The 14,812-nt window shown below is 46.6% G+C and carries 12 protein-coding genes; 2 read left to right on the forward strand and 10 right to left on the reverse strand.

Features of this window, described 5'->3' with window-relative positions:
* Both RIC07_RS13565 and RIC07_RS13570 read right to left on the reverse strand, forming a co-directional pair.
* Window positions 1-214 (reverse strand): anhydro-N-acetylmuramic acid kinase (locus RIC07_RS13565; protein ID WP_446395002.1); only part of this gene is annotated, 214 nt, incomplete at its 3' end.
* 421 nt (window positions 215-635) lie between these two features.
* Window positions 636-944, reverse strand: a complete 309-nt coding sequence (locus RIC07_RS13570; RefSeq protein ID WP_446395003.1) for a surface-adhesin E family protein — start codon at window positions 942-944, stop codon at window positions 636-638.
* Window positions 945-1,123: 179 nt separating this feature from the next.
* Here RIC07_RS13570 and RIC07_RS13575 point away from each other — a divergent pair, with 179 nt between their 5' ends.
* Window positions 1,124-2,635 (forward strand): hypothetical protein, encoded by a 1,512-nt coding sequence (locus RIC07_RS13575; RefSeq protein ID WP_446395004.1) that lies wholly within the window; start codon window positions 1,124-1,126, stop codon window positions 2,633-2,635.
* A 36-nt stretch (window positions 2,636-2,671) separates the two neighbouring features.
* On the opposite strand, the gene RIC07_RS13580 is transcribed toward RIC07_RS13575, so the two are convergent.
* The 4 genes from RIC07_RS13580 to RIC07_RS13595 all read right to left on the reverse strand — a co-directional run bounded on the left by RIC07_RS13580 (window position 2,672) and on the right by RIC07_RS13595 (window position 7,750).
* A complete protein-coding gene (locus tag RIC07_RS13580) occupies window positions 2,672-2,836 on the reverse strand; it encodes a hypothetical protein (RefSeq protein ID WP_446395005.1) in 165 nt (54 codons plus the stop codon).
* Window positions 2,837-2,845: 9 nt separating this feature from the next.
* The gene (locus tag RIC07_RS13585; protein WP_446395006.1) at window positions 2,846-5,029 is read right to left on the reverse strand and encodes a hypothetical protein; all 2,184 of its coding nucleotides are present in this window, start codon (window positions 5,027-5,029) and stop codon (window positions 2,846-2,848) included.
* 111 nt (window positions 5,030-5,140) lie between these two features.
* Window positions 5,141-6,619: a hypothetical protein gene (locus RIC07_RS13590; RefSeq protein ID WP_446395007.1), complete on the reverse strand. Its 1,479-nt coding sequence runs from the start codon at window positions 6,617-6,619 to the stop codon at window positions 5,141-5,143.
* 93 nt (window positions 6,620-6,712) lie between these two features.
* On the reverse strand, window positions 6,713-7,750 hold the full coding sequence (locus RIC07_RS13595; RefSeq protein WP_446395008.1) for a phage tail protein: 1,038 nt from the start codon (window positions 7,748-7,750) through the stop codon (window positions 6,713-6,715).
* Between the two features lie 719 nt (window positions 7,751-8,469).
* Here RIC07_RS13595 and RIC07_RS13600 point away from each other — a divergent pair.
* On the forward strand, window positions 8,470-8,760 hold the full coding sequence (locus tag RIC07_RS13600) for a hypothetical protein (protein WP_446395009.1): 291 nt from the start codon (window positions 8,470-8,472) through the stop codon (window positions 8,758-8,760).
* On the opposite strand, the gene RIC07_RS13605 is transcribed toward RIC07_RS13600, so the two are convergent.
* The 4 genes from RIC07_RS13605 to RIC07_RS13620 form a co-directional block, all read right to left on the reverse strand.
* On the reverse strand, window positions 8,736-10,961 hold the full coding sequence (locus RIC07_RS13605) for a putative baseplate assembly protein (protein WP_446395010.1): 2,226 nt from the start codon (window positions 10,959-10,961) through the stop codon (window positions 8,736-8,738). The genes RIC07_RS13600 and RIC07_RS13605 overlap by 25 nt on opposite strands.
* 223 nt (window positions 10,962-11,184) lie before the next feature.
* Complete coding sequence (locus RIC07_RS13610) at window positions 11,185-11,601, reverse strand: GPW/gp25 family protein (RefSeq protein ID WP_446395011.1); 417 nt, start codon at window positions 11,599-11,601, stop codon at window positions 11,185-11,187.
* 305 nt (window positions 11,602-11,906) lie between these two features.
* Window positions 11,907-12,566, reverse strand: a complete 660-nt coding sequence (locus RIC07_RS13615; RefSeq protein WP_446395012.1) for a PAAR domain-containing protein — start codon at window positions 12,564-12,566, stop codon at window positions 11,907-11,909.
* 17 nt (window positions 12,567-12,583) lie between these two features.
* Window positions 12,584-14,437, reverse strand: coding sequence for a VgrG-related protein (locus RIC07_RS13620; protein WP_446395013.1), 1,854 nt, complete (start codon window positions 14,435-14,437; stop codon window positions 12,584-12,586).
* Window positions 14,438-14,812 lie beyond the last annotated feature (375 nt).

Consider the following 14,812-nt stretch of genomic DNA (forward strand, 5'->3'; position numbering starts at 1 on the left):
CGATCGCATCATCTAATCCAGCGAATTCTGCCATCGATATAGAACCACCAGCACAGAGATTAAGGATTTGCGATCGCAGTTTTTCGGGGTAGGGATACGTCGCTCCCGCCAATAACTCCACAGTTAAATCGGATTCGGAACCAGCAATCTCCACGAAAGCCGCATCAATTCCATCAACTGACGTACCACTGATTAATCCAACGACGCGAGTCATAGTTTTTGCTGAGGGAGCGGGGGGAGCGGGGGAAGCAGAGGGAGCGGGGGGAGCAGAGGGAGCAGAGGGAGCTGGGGAAGCAGAGGGAGCGGGGGGAGCTGGGGAAGCAGAGGGAGCGGGGGAAGCAGAGGGAGCGGGGGGAGATGGGGGAGATGGGGAAGCTGGGGAAGCTGGGGAAGTTAACTCAAAACTCTACCTTACCTGTTCCCTGTTCCCTCTTCTGTGAGGAATGATGTAGCTTGCTTCTTTTGGGGCAGCGAGTTCTCCACTGTTCACTTTAATTAATTATGTCCACCTACTGATGCCGTTATAGATTCTACCAAGATCTGGCATTTTCTCGAAAAAAAACCTCAGCCGTGAGGCTGAGGTCTTTAACCAGGGTGCATCTACCGTTTTTTCCTACCGCATGAACTTGATCCGATCAGGAAAAATCCTCAGTTTGGCAAACTAATTTCCATATTGCCTCGCCAACGCTACCGGAGGTAAAAAATTGTAACGGTTCATCGTCGCTCAACTGAGTACGATTGATCAATTCACCTTGGACATTGAAGCGAGCGATCGCCACGGGACGCCAAGCCCGCAGTGGACAAATCATCGCACTGTAAGTCTTTCGCACTAATATTCCTTGTTCATCCGCTTCTGGAAAGACAGACATCTGCCAGAACCAGACCGTATTATGGCGACGTTCGACAAATTCGGGGTTAGAAACTGTTCGGTAATTTCTACCCATATCTAGACAAGCCTTACGGAACGTCCATATAATCGTATCAGTCTTTACTAAAAGGTGATTATATGGACGGTGAAATGACGATTAGCATTGGTGAAGCAGCGAAAGAACTAGGAATATGTTAAAGCCGTTGATAGTTATCACGGCGGTATTCACTTTTACAACAATCGGGATTGGCTCTAATGAAAACTTACGCAACCGATAATTTACCTGTCATTCTGCAAAATTTCATAGCTGATTACAGCAAGGTTTATCGGTCTGCGTTGATCTTCGCTGTTAATCAGCGACTATTGCGATTCAGCGACAAATCGAAGCTGAATACGTTGATTCAACAGACTTTCAAAATTAATAAACGTCAAGCCGGCGCGGTGATTGCGGATGCAGATGGTAAAATTGACTCCGCTTCAAATTGCCGCGCTAACCACGTTAAACACTTAGAAGGCAAGCTGAAATCCGCACTTGTCTGGCTACGCAAGGCGGAAAAGTCACTGAAAGACTCTCGAAAGCATTACTCTGGCAAGTGGCACAACAAGAAACAATCCACCAATCTGAAACTATTTTGCTACCTGGATACGCGCCAAACATCCTGGCAAAGTAAACGATTCACCATCCATCACAAAAAACGGTACATCACCCATCTAGAACGCCAAATTACCACACTCAAAGCCGCTCCGATTCGCGTCACCATCAGCACACAGGCAGAATGCTTCTTTCTTGGCTCTAAAGGCGAAACGTGCGGAAATCAGGTGTTTCAGTTCGATGGCTTGACCGTAAAAGTTCGCGTTCCTGAATGCTTAGAATCCAAGTATGGCAAAACGTTAGAGTGTGCGGTGAGTCCGTTTCCCTATGGTCAAGACAAACTAGAGCAAGCCTTGTCAACAACTGGATTCACCACGAATAAAAAAACAGGTCAACAGATTCCGATTCGGTACGGTCTGGCGATGACGCACCGATTCTACGCTAAAGATTTGCGCGGGTTTTGGGCTGTGACCGTTGATCTGCCAGCACCTAAACGAGTCACTAGACCCCGGCAGTATGGCTGTATCGGGATTGATATCAATCCAAAGTCTGTCGGTTACGCCGTCGTTGACCATGACGGTAATTTGGTGGCGAAAGGTCGCTTACCGTTTGATATCAGTTCTAAACGGCGTGGTCAAACGTTAGCCATCATTGCGGATGTTTGCAATTCACTGGTGAATTTGGCACTCTGCTATGAAATGCCGATTTGCTTTGAGAATCTTGATTTTAGTGTCAAGAAATCACAGTTACGTGAGCGTGGTAGAAAGTACGCTCGAATGCTGTCAAATTTTGCCTATAGTCGATTTATTGAGCAACTAGCGTTGCAATGTGGCAATGCAGGAATTGAGGTCATCCGCCGTAATCCAGCATGGTCAAGCTTTCTCGCGCTGGTGAAGTATTTAAGAATGTACGGTATGAGCAGTGATGAAGCTGCGGCAATAGTTCTAGCGCGTAGAGCTATGAATTTGTCTGAACGGCTTCCCCGCTCCATAACCGCCTTGCTCGGAGTGAATCCGCGTAAGCACGTATGGAGCGGGATTAACCAACTGAATAAAGTCCTCACTGGGATGTCACGCCATGACTTCTACAGTGTCTCTAACTGGGAATTCAAGGTCAAGCCTTTGATTGAATCTGCTCGTCAGATCGAGTCAAAGGCAAGCCGTAAGGCACTTTGAACAGGCATAGCATCTAGCCGCTAGGATGCGATGTGGTCAGATTATCACTTTTGGGTAGTTTTGTCCATACATGAATGAGCGGTCAACGTAGTAGTCAATGTCATTGTGATCACGGGCAACAAATACCCACTGGTCAGCCGCCGCAGGTAAACTGGTGAAGAAGGTGATGATGCTAGCTAGAATTAGATGTTTGAGCTTCATCAAGCCTCCTCACTCATCGCGATCGCACCCTAACGCTTGCAGTCGTTTTGCTCGTTTCACCCGCACCTGGGTATCGTCACTACCACTGGCGATTAGGATATTTCTCTTTAAAACATTTATATCAACGCTATTGAATTTTCTGTCGTCAAATGACTGATCCACTTCGATACCACTTGAATAATTTTCTGCTCGTTTACCCTGAGTCGTGAGGGGCCACAGCATTGTTCGTCCGTCATCACCGCCACTGGCTAAGTAACAACCCCCGTTACTCAAAGCCACAGATCGTACAGGTAGACTACCATGACCATTCGACCAGCGATCAATAATTTCACAAGACTGATTATCCACCAAACAGGGTCGCATATCCCATAGAGTAATGATACCTTGATTGTCAGATGTTGCCAAAAGATAGGGTTTTAATTTAGCAATATCCATGCTTAGTATATAGTCATCTTGTCCCCCTTCCTGTCCAGCTTTGTAGGTTACTTTACGCAGAGAATTATCTCCCAAGTTTAAAATAACTAACTGATTAAATCGTCCAGCAACGGCTAAATTCTGATTTCCTTGTCCTATAAACTTTAATCCATAGACAGCAAAATCAAAGTTTAGCTCCAGAACGGGTTCTTTTTCAGGATCAAATTGCCCTAGGTTTTGATGTAAATCTTGATAAATGTCCCAGCCTAGCACCTTACCACTGCCATGACCGCTAAAAAGATAGCGAGAGTCTTCGGTAAATTCTAAAGCTAAGACACGATCATCTTTTTGGAAAACAAAGGAATCCATTAATTTTGGAGTTTCCGCCAACAAATTTAACAGTTGAATCTCACCATTTTCCAACCCCGCCGCGACGAAGTTGTTATCTACTGGTTTATAACGAATAACGCGCACCGCTTTACCTGTATTGGCAATCTCATCTACTTCTGGATTCGCAAAGGGATTAAAAAAGCCATCGACTCGCCATTTAATTAAGGTTTGGTCATTGGAACCACTGACGACATTCTGGCTCATGCCATTGAATTGCACCGAATTAACTTCCGCCTGATGTCCAAACCTATCATTATTAGGATTAAGCCAAGAGAGTGCCCAAAGTAGGTATAAAATCAGGAGTCCACCAGCGAAAAGTAACCAGGTGGGAATGATTGGATAAACATTCAGTTTTAAAAATTGACTCGTGGGATTAGTATTTCCTAGACGCTGATCCGATAACGTCGCCATTGCTTCTAAAGAAAGTTCCTTTTTTCGACCCCATAAATGGCGTCGAGCTTGAACTCTCAGCGGCGCTTGAGCCGTTTGACCCGGATTTAATTCGGCGGGTTTATCCGGCAATTCTAAGGTACATTCCTGTTGGTCTTCACCCTGAATAGTAACAGTAACCTGTTGCTGAAGATTGCTATGATTCTCAAATTCCAAGGTGTAGGGAACTGGTGAATTCCGCCAGTTGGGTATCCAAGCGCGTTTGGTGGGAATTTGCTGCTGTTTGGGAGTGGCGCTAAACTCAACCAACCCCATCGGTAAAACTTCTAGCGTACCTTCCACTTGGGCGGGAGAACCATGGCGATGAGTCGCCGCGATCGCAAAGGGATAAATCCGGCTGGGGGCTTGGGAAATGTCAGGAATTTGGCAAATAAATGTTTCAGTGATTTGTCCGTTTGGAGGTAGATATAACTGGCGTTCGGTTCCATCGACAATCCAGGTCGAATCTAAGCCCGAAAGTTTCAACGTAACATGGGTTTCCAGTTGACTGGGATTATAAACTCGTACTGGAATTTCATCTTCATTTGCCGGATATTCTTGAAACTCCCGCACTGGCAGATCCAATTTCAACGGAATTGAACCCGTACCCTGTTCTAGAATTAACCGCAATACTTCTCGGTCTTCATCCGGGAGTTCCATGGAGAAGACACGCACCGTTAAGTTCATCAATCCGACAAACCCGGGTACAGGATTATCGACAATCGCCACCTGAAAATGGGTGACATCACCCGGCGGCTTTTTAGTCCCCACTTCTGGGGAGATTGTGTACCAATCCGGAAGCCGATCACCATCAACTCCAGCTGCCGTTACTTCCACCTGAAAACTGGCAAAGCGCTCGCTATCATTAACGACTTTAACTTCAAATGAAGCAGGTAGACCTCCTGGCTTAAATCGAAGTTGTTTTGGGGAAACCGTTGTATCAATTAAATTATCTACCATTATTGTCCTTCCTTACTCCCGAACCTCCCCCAGTTTCCCTGTGACACACCGAGCGTGTTACCGAGCGAAGCCGAGGTAAGTCGAGGTGTTCCCTGTTCCCTGTTCAACACCCTACATTAACTTATCAAACAGCTCATCGCGAGGCGATCGATCTGACGGTTGTGATGGCTGAGAGGGCTGGGATGGGCGTGACATCGTAACTGTTGGTGGTGGTTGTTGTCCACGGGTTAGTTGTCGGCGACGCCAAGCTAAATGCAAAATATTAATCCCTATTTCCTGAGCTGTACGGATCGCTTCACGGGAAAGAACTTGCTTTTCATTAATTCCCCAAGCCTCCGATAGGTTACCGATCGCGACAATAATTCCCCCACCACTTAAAATTTGAATCGGCTTTCTATTGATACGAGGTGTCGTGGCGAAGAGAAAGGGTTGAGTCCGCAGTAAGTCGTGACGGTCTAATTTTTCCAGGGGCGTTAACTGGGTTCCCATACTTTGAGCAAACTCTTGGAATCGACCCGCGATCGAATTCTTGCGTCTGGCTAACTCTGTAGCAATCATCTCTCGTTCACTGACAATATCTTGTCGGCATTGCTTTAATCTTGTATCCGTATCAATATTGGGGTTATCATCGATTTGGGTTAGCGCCTGTTCGAGTTCTTGGTAAACCTTGCTTAGGTCTTTAATCGCATTGCCTTGAATCCAATGTTTCAATCCTGCCGACGCTTCGACTAAAAGTGTACCTCCTGCCTTTAAATACTGTCGCAGCACCTCAAATTCTGATTCTCCTAATACCTGAACTTGGCGATCCGTCATGAAAAATAAATCATACTCTAAAATAGCTTGTAGCTCTGCCGATTTTAAACTAAATTGTCCAATTTTATCACTTCCCTGGAGGGCGGGATAAAGTCCAGTGGTTGATTGTAGAAGATAGGAAAGATTTGATAAAATATGCTCTTGTTCAGAGTCATCCACAGCTAACCCTTTGTACATGGCAACGTGAACGATCGCCTGAGGTCGAGCTTGGGGCTGAAGACGGTGGCGCAAGTCCAACTGGTTATAGCTAGGCGAGAAACTATTGACGGGCGCTTCCAGTTTAACTTTTCCAGCTTTGAGTAGAATCCGACAGAGTTCAACATCCCCTTCTGTGGGTGGATTTGCCTTTTCATCAATCCGAAATGTTTCGACGATTCTATCGGTAACTCTACGGGTGCGTAATTCGGCGGGATCTCTAAATTTAACTACCAAATACACCATCAACGGTTCTTCTGAAGTCGCTTCTGAAGAAATCCGATAGGACATGGGTTCTGGCACTACGATAAAATTGCCAAATAAATCAATAGCAAGTCCCGGTTGAATTTCGACCCAACGTTCATCTCGATATTTCGCCACAACATCAGCGGGGGCGGGAACAACATAGACGCCCAACCCGAAGACAATTCCGGGCTGATGTAGAGATTGGTAAAAGGTACTATGATACTGGCGGTGATAGTGGTGAGCTAACTGCCAACGTTGGGCATCAATTAGTAAGCCGTCTGTGACATGGAGACGTTCAAATTGTTGGAGAGATGGGGGAGGGAAGTGGTTAGTCATTGGTCATTTGTTATTTGTCATACTCGCTTCGCGAGAAGCCAGCTACGTCCTTCGTCATACTCGCTTCCCTTGAGAAGCCAGCTACGTCCTTCGTCATTCAATATAGAGTTCATAAGTACAAAAGGCGGGTTTTTCTTGGCGGATAATTTGATGCACTAATAATTCGTCAATTTTAGTCGGGGGTTCAGGGCGCAGTCGGACAATGAAATGATACGGTTGTCCGCCACCAATCAGGGAGTCTTGATTTAGGCGTGTGTTCCCCATCATAAATCCCTGACCAAACACTTCTTGAATACAAATATGCTTTTGATGTTCGGGAAGATGCTCATCCAATGGTAAGTCCGTAAATAGATGCAGGTAAAATCGTAATCCCCGACGTGTACCCCGCCAGCGATAAATCTCCATCGCCTGACGAATCAGATAGCGCTGTCGCTGTAGGCTTAAAGCGGGGTTGAGTTGCCAACCTACCCAATGTGCCAGAAAGGGTAGAAGGGTTTCTGGTGTCATTAAGGGGTCGAGATACGCCCATAAAGCCTCCAGGGATTGTAAGGTAGGTTCAAAGGCTTGCTCGAAAATTTTCAGAAAGCGACCGATAAAATCGACTTCTTGATAAATTTCGGGTACAAAGCTTAGATATAAGCTACGAGGGCGAACATAGAGATTAAAGCTCGCCGATTCAACATATTTGCTCCCCGTTCCCGATTGGCTGGAATAGACATAAATCTGACCGCGATAATCAAGACGGTGAGAGGGTTTAGTATCCCAATCCTGATTAGACTCAAAGAAATCGGTTGGCATATAAAAGCGAATCACCACTTCCATGCGCCCCCCAGCACGAAGTTCTCGCCCTTCCATACCCAAACGATACCATTGGGAGGGAAAATCTCCCTGGATTTGAATATCTAAGTGTAAGGTTTGGTTGCTGAGGTTTTCCAGTTCCAGCAGCAGTTCACTCGGTTCTCCTGGATAGAGAGTGAGGTAGCAACCACGACGTTCTGTGTCCCGCGTGGCTTGGTTGAGTAAAGGTGCGGCTGACTCGCTTGACCCCGCAATCGGCTGAGGGGTGACCTCTGGCAACTGCATGGAGGTTAGTTGTAGGCGTAAGGGTAGTATATCGCGAGCTTGTGTCATACTAAATCCAGGTTAACTCCCCCTGTTTTGGTAAGTCGGTGGGGACAATTAACGTTAACGGTGGGGATCGTCATTTGTAATTCGTCATTCGTCATTCGTCATTTGTAATTCGTCATTCGTCATTTGGTCAGGGCGGGTTTTGTACAAACGTTGTCATCAATAGCGAAACTGGATTCCCTAAACCCGCCCCTACACATTCAAATTAGGTATTCTCCCCTACTTCATCCGAGCAACTCTACATCGTTCGGTCAGTGTATCTAATTGCATATACCATGGAGTGATTATAGCAGTGAATAACGACGGTTCCACTCAGGAGGTTAGTGAAAATAAACTCAACCCTATTAAGTTGTGTAAATACCTCTCAAACCCTTACATAAGAAGTAGCTGGCTACTCAGACGAAGTAAGTATGACTCCCTCTACTGTTAACTTTTATTGTGCCTACCGACTTATCATTTCTGTCCCTTGCAAGTGCCAGTATTAATCTGTTAATCAACTTCCTTAAAAATCAAGATAAAGCTGATAACGTCTGACCATCACTAACTATATATTGATCCTTCGGCTACAAGGGGAGAATGGACGACTCCAATTCTGCTCACTCTAACACTGATTCAGCAAATCCTATTGAGTTCTCTGTGTCAATCTGTGTCCCTCACTATTCAATGTTCTGTCTGTGCCATTTTCTTGTCTGTGTTCTCTGTGTTTTTGTCAAGAGCCTGCAATGATTTTTATCGTAAGTTTAATAAAATACATGCGTCCAAGGGAACGTTGGGCGGGAGACGAAAACCATTGCGCTGGTGGCGGCACAGGATCGCCATCCCATCAGCAGATTGTGGCGCAAATTGCGGCAACCTGGGTCGAGTCATCCCGGACATTATTGCCCGTGATTGGGTTATCCGAATTTATCGATACCATTAATCTGCCCTTAATCGTCAGTAGTCGAGAACGTGGGCCACAACGAGTGCGATCGCCCGTCTCAATTCACACTTATGTAATCAAATTAATCACATGACCAGAGCGTAATCGATTATTATGCCAGGAACAAATTAGACCCAACGGACCAGGATCAATAACAGGGGTTCGCGGTAAGGTTCGCATCCAATTTTGTCCCTGACGGCGTAATTCAAATAGCTGTACCGCCCCTAAATACTGTACCCCAGGAACGCTTTGCAATAAGGTAACAATATCCGATGAATAAACTGGGCGACCAAACGACCACCCTTTACCCTCTGAACCCCCAGTTAAAGGATTGAGAAAACGATAGAGAGCGGTTTGTAGTTTCAATAATATTTCTTGTTGGGCACGGGGATTATTATAAGCTGTATCCAGAGCAACTTCCGTTTGTACCGCAACCCCAACGTAATCGGGTTGGCTACAGAGGATTTCTACACCGAGTAACCGTCGTTCATCGAGATAACTCAGCACTCGTTCGGTGAGTTGCGGGGTTAGCGTTAATACATCTGGATCAATTCCTTCACCGCGCTCAATCCCATCCGTATTAGCGTTGGGTACAAGCAGCAGACGTACTCGTCCGGCGTCTTCTTGGCGAATGGGTGATAAGCATAACACGCGAGCAATAGAGCCGCCTCCAGCTTCCATGGCTAGGTATTCAAAGTCTTCGCGAGTGACGGCGCGATCGCGGGTTCTTAGGAGTCGCGGTACCCGGATCACGGCTTGTTCTAAAGATTCCGCATCAGCGCCATTCCGGGCGGGAGAATAGTTAATCACGTTCGCCACATAAGGAACAGCGGATTTGAGGATTTGAATCGCGCCCCGTTGCACGTTACCCTGTTGACCACCCCCAATGCGATAGGTAGCCATTTGGATCACAGCACCTCTAGGGGGAACTGCGCCATATTGACGTTCCATCGACTCCATCGCTGCGCCCTCCCGTCGTTCTACCCCGCTATTTCTACCACTGACTAAACTGAGCATTTGCGACGGGACTCTCTGGGACTGGGAACGCCACCGCGTTTGTTCTCGCAGTTGAGAGGGTTCTCGTAATAGGGGACCAAATTGAATGATGCCAGTAATCGCATCAATGGTATAGTGCAAGTCTTCGGGACCTGAGTCAGCAAAATCATTGACTTCTTGCCAGATTTGGGGTAATCCTCCCGGCGGAATCACCAGAATATGTTCCTCTTCCCGACGGGGTAAAATTCCCCGTCCTTGCAGTTGAAAGGTTTGACCGGGATTTCCATCACTTTCACCCAGGATTTCATTGCGAATCGTGGTACATTGGGTGACTTCAACGGTACCGCCAATCGACCGGACATCTAAACCAACGATGCGCGGGGAACGCATATAACCGGGTTGATTGAACTGAGGTTCACTGTAAATACAGCGCAGCCAGCGTCCCTGATAGGTAACAAATTGGGTAACGGGTAAACGCAGGGGTAAATGGAGAACAACATCCGCCCCTTGTAACGGATCACCCCCTTGACGGATCAGTTCGCTGAAACTAAATCCTTTGGTACTATCATCGGCTTCTTGGAGCAGGATAGGTTCCCAAAACATACCATTCCAGGCTTGCCAAAGGCGAGGGGGATCTTCAGGATTAATCCCGGTGGAGGTAGCGGCTTCACCCCTAATCCGGAGGGCGATAACATTGCCTTCGATGGGTTGATCCCCCTCAAAGACGAGATAAAAGCAATTTCCCACTTGGGGTTGTTCATTAAATATAGATAATTCTAAGCCTTGCCATTCGCCACCGGGTTGCTGAGTCCACGTTCCCACGAAGCGATCGCGCAACACTTGGGGTTCCTCTTCAGCAATGTCCGAGGTGAGAAAATGGCGGATACTGGGTTTAGCAATCACCAGGGGGCGATCGGTGCTAAAAATAATCGCATCGTCGGCTTGGGTGCGTACTGTCGCCACTTCGGTTCCTGTGGGAATCGTGTAGGCTTCGGGGAGAGACGAACTCAGATAAAATGTTTGCTGGGTTTGCGCCGGGGTTGGCGCTTGCAGGCGAATCCCCAGTAATTCCAGAAAGGTAACATAGTTACGCCGGGGAACTTGATTGAACCGCAGCAACATTTGGTCAGTTAACCAGGCGAACAGTTCAATCAGCGTGATCCCGGGGTCACTGGGGTTGTAATTCGTCCATTCTGGACAGTAGCGGGGAATGCGGAGGATACACTCTTCCACCAAATCCTGAAACGCGCGATCGTCTAGATCCGATTTTGGTAAATTCGGTAAAAAATCAAATTCCATAGTTTGTCATTTGTCATTCGTCATTCGTCATTTGTCATTCGTCATTCGTCATTTGTCAGCGGTACACACAATTGTAGGGGCGCAAGGCTTGCGCCCTTAATCATGTACCTCACAACACCGATAAATGCTGTAATTCATCAAAAAACGTACCACAATCTACAAAATCCTTCCTTTTGTAGAGACGTTCCGGTGGAACGTCTCTTTAGGCTATACGGATTAGTCTCTACTCACCAGAGGGCTGAAGATAGAACGGATAAACTAAACTTCGAGTATCATGGGAATCTTTCGGATGATATTCAATAATAATATTGACGCGACCGCGAATGGGGTCAGGTTCTGTATAAACGCCATCCAGTACAATTCGAGGTTCCCACATTTTCAGGGCTTCCTCAACATACACCCGAATCAGCAAAAGCGTTTGGGTATTCATTGGTGCAAAGGCGAGTTCAGACAGGCGTGATCCAAAATTTTGTCGGTAAACCCGTTCACCCACCTTGGTTCCTAGGATTAGCGCGATCGATTCTTCGATATTCCGGATATCGGCGCTGAGTTGTAGGCTTCCTTGTAAGTTTCCTCGTAAGGGAAATGATAGTCCCCTACCCAGATAATCTCGTGGCTGATTATTTGTAATGTCTGCCATTTCTATAAATTTAGTGTATTAGGATAAGTGCGACTTTCCTAGTGGACTGACACAGCTAAAATTGTGGAATCGATTTGACGTTTAACCCTGAGCGAAGTCGAAGGGTTAAACCGGGCGCACGTCGGTGCGCCCCTACAAAGCTAATCCGCCAATTAATGTGTGCCACGCCACTAGAACGTTCTTTGATGTAACTTCAGTTAATGGTTAGAAAATGTCAAGAGTCAATTGCCTAATTCCTACTCATAAAGGGGGGGAGTTAACCCCCTACTCATAATCCTGACTTCTGTAGAACTCCTTTTGCTGTTCTATCCCTCTTTCTTTTTCTGTTCTTCCTCAGCTTTCTTTTTCGCTTTTGCTGCGGCTTGACTAGCTTGAGCTTCCATTTGGGCTGCCATAGCGCTGGTATCTACAGAAACACTGGTAGCTGGTCCACTACCGATGAGAACAGTAGGACAACCCATTAAAATTTTATTGGGCGGACCTAAAGCTTCTAAAACAGTGTTGCCCATAAAACAAGCTGGGAGTCCATTAATCAAAACCGACGTACTACCGTCAATAACCACGCCGGGTCCATGGGGAGGTATAGGCAAGGGTGTTGTGCAAGTATGAATATCAACTGTAGCGCCAATACCGCCAGCCGCCGCACCTGCAGCTGCTCCACTAGCTGCCATACTGGAGATGAGACTTCCCATCACGCCAGCCATTGTCGCTTTAGTCGCCTCTTCTGCTGCCTTTGCCGCCGGCGCAGCTGGCGTACCAGCCGCTGATACTGTCGCTGCCACAGCCGTTTTGATAATGGCGTCAGATGCTTTTTTGGCAGATTGCAAGACGGCTGCTGATGCTGCGGGGATACCCCGCCAAGCTGGTTTTCCGCCAATTAATACATTAAAACTACCGGGTCCGGGTGTTAATGTGGGTGGAAGATGAGCTACGTTGTCGCCAACTCTTGCTGCGGGTTTACCCATAAAAAACTCCTATTTGTCTAATTAAGTTTAATTGGTGTACCTTTAACAGCCACTGGACCTGTGGCTTTAATATCGATTTTCTGGGCATCTAGGGTAATGCTAGTCCCTTTTATCGTAATGCTGTTACCCATTTGTTTCATAGTAATCGTTGTTCCACCACATTTCAGTTCGATTTTTCTTCCTCCATCATCTAAGAGAACATAATGACCATCCTGAGTTTGGACTTCTGCCTTTTTGTTTTTATCGTCTAAGCGGAGATAATGACCATTTTTAGTTTTCGCTTCTATAAATTGTTCGGTATCATTCAGGTGTAAATGATGATTGTATACCGTATCTAGATAAACTCCTTTCTTACTGCTTCCTTTATCCTCTTCAACAAACTGTAACGTATGACCCGTGCGAGTTTTCAACGTCCGCAGTCGAACCTTGCCATCCATGACACTATCAGTCACTGCTTCTGGCGGTTTATCCTTGCCATTCCAAACTCCACCAATGACATAAGGATGATGAATATCCCCATGTTCAAATGCGACTAACACCTCATCATTGACCTCGGGAATACAGTCAAACCCGCGTCCGGGTCCTACGCCAGCCGCCGCGATTCGCGCCCAGTAGCTTGCATGTTCTTCGGTTAGGGTAGGAAACTTGACTCTAACTCGACCCCAACCATTAGGGTCATTATTATCGGTAACAATACCGACAAGTAATGTTTGTCCCGGTTGAAACGGCGCTTCGTGGGATAACAGGGGCGGGAGATTATCGCCGCGTAATCCGCGTATCGTGAACTCTGTGGTGTAAATACGTTCGTCGAACAGGTGACGGGTTTCTGTAACGTAATATTCCCCACTATACTTGCCTAAATCGCTGAGTTTGATCACCCGCCCAGGGCGAATTTTGGGGTTTCCTTCTGCTTTAGCATCAGCATGAACAAATTCTCCGCCTAACTCATCACATACGGCTTGGGCTAGGGTTCTGGCTTCAGTCGCATTGAAGACAGGCTGATCCACTAAAATCATTTTGGGTGTGGGTGGCTTACCTTTAAAGCTGGTACTGGTGCTAGCCCCATTCCCATAATCGTTTTTGGTATGTACCTGTCCTCGATTCGCTGTTTCTACAATTGAACGTTTTTGACTGTAGTCCCAGCCTCGGACTTCAACTTCACTCACCTGTTCAGCGCTACTGACTCTAACCTGAAAACTATGGACATCTTTAAGCCATTTGAGTTCTAGAGATTCATCAACTTTGGGTTTGCGGAAGTTTAATTTTCCATCCTGGACAAAAAATTCAAACCCGTTGCGGGCGGCGCGATCGCGTAAGAATTCCAGATTGGTCTGATTTTCTTGGAACACATAACCATTTGACCCATTGATATCCCCGTATCCATAAGGTCCCCCAGTTTCATCAATCGTACCTGTGGGTATCCCGACTTCCCCAGCAATTTTATTCACAATATCGGTATCGGTCATATTCTGGAATGAGCGATTATACCGTCCCCGCCACAGTCGATGGGAAATATCGTAGCCGCGAATAATCATCGGCGCTTCGGAGTCACGGGTAAAGTGACATTCCATCGCCGTGATTTCCCCTTCTAGGATGTAATTTCTCTCTTCCTCTTCAAACTCGCGGGCTTCGGTCGTACTTGACCCGAACCCTATCTTAATCGTTTTACCAATTTCAAATAAGCCTGCATGTCGCCAGGTTTGATCCTCGCTGCGCCCCGGAAAGTAATCATTCTTAATCACTAACGTGAACATTCCGGGAAGATGGAGGCTTTCTTCCACCGCGATTTCAATAATGTCGTCAATTAACGCTTTGGACGCTAACTGACCATCAATTTCTAAAATCGGTTCAGCTACATAAGTAACAGCCATGACGACCTCTAGAATCAAGACTTGGCACTGAGTTGTGCCGCTGACTGGGAATTTACCCAGGGGGAATTGATGTGAGAAGGGGACAATTTAGGCAGAAAGCAGGGGCTTGGGGGATTTTTTTAGTGTATTGCCTGCCTGTTTCGCTTGCCTTAGTTTTACGTTTTGTAAACTAATCTGAATAACCTGTTTAAGATGAATGTAGCATTCATCTGCCAAATTCAACAGGTCACTATTGTGACATCCTCCTACACCAAATCAAAGATTATGGTGTAGGCTTCCTCAAATCACTTTGAAGATTTCCTGGTTACTCCCTTTCGGGGTGGCGCCACTTGCCTAGATTGGTTTTGGTTTTCACCAACCCCCGGTAGATCGGCT

This window comes from Coleofasciculus sp. E1-EBD-02 (assembly GCF_040218245.1).
GTDB lineage: Bacteria > Cyanobacteriota > Cyanobacteriia > Cyanobacteriales > Coleofasciculaceae > Coleofasciculus.

Bases quoted from the DNA above. Each gene is read 5' to 3' on its own strand.
- RIC07_RS13570 (WP_446395003.1), bottom strand. From the start codon at position 944: ATGGGTAGAAATTACCGAACAGTTTCTAACCCCGAATTTGTCGAACGT.
- RIC07_RS13575 (WP_446395004.1), top strand. From the start codon at position 1,124: ATGAAAACTTACGCAACCGATAATTTACCTGTCATTCTGCAAAATTTC.
- RIC07_RS13580 (WP_446395005.1), bottom strand. From the start codon at position 2,836: ATGAAGCTCAAACATCTAATTCTAGCTAGCATCATCACCTTCTTCACC.
- RIC07_RS13585 (WP_446395006.1), bottom strand. From the start codon at position 5,029: ATGGTAGATAATTTAATTGATACAACGGTTTCCCCAAAACAACTTCGA.
- RIC07_RS13590 (WP_446395007.1), bottom strand. From the start codon at position 6,619: ATGACTAACCACTTCCCTCCCCCATCTCTCCAACAATTTGAACGTCTC.
- RIC07_RS13595 (WP_446395008.1), bottom strand. From the start codon at position 7,750: ATGACACAAGCTCGCGATATACTACCCTTACGCCTACAACTAACCTCC.
- RIC07_RS13600 (WP_446395009.1), top strand. From the start codon at position 8,470: ATGATTTTTATCGTAAGTTTAATAAAATACATGCGTCCAAGGGAACGT.
- RIC07_RS13605 (WP_446395010.1), bottom strand. From the start codon at position 10,961: ATGGAATTTGATTTTTTACCGAATTTACCAAAATCGGATCTAGACGAT.
- RIC07_RS13610 (WP_446395011.1), bottom strand. From the start codon at position 11,601: ATGGCAGACATTACAAATAATCAGCCACGAGATTATCTGGGTAGGGGA.
- RIC07_RS13615 (WP_446395012.1), bottom strand. From the start codon at position 12,566: ATGGGTAAACCCGCAGCAAGAGTTGGCGACAACGTAGCTCATCTTCCA.
- RIC07_RS13620 (WP_446395013.1), bottom strand. From the start codon at position 14,437: ATGGCTGTTACTTATGTAGCTGAACCGATTTTAGAAATTGATGGTCAG.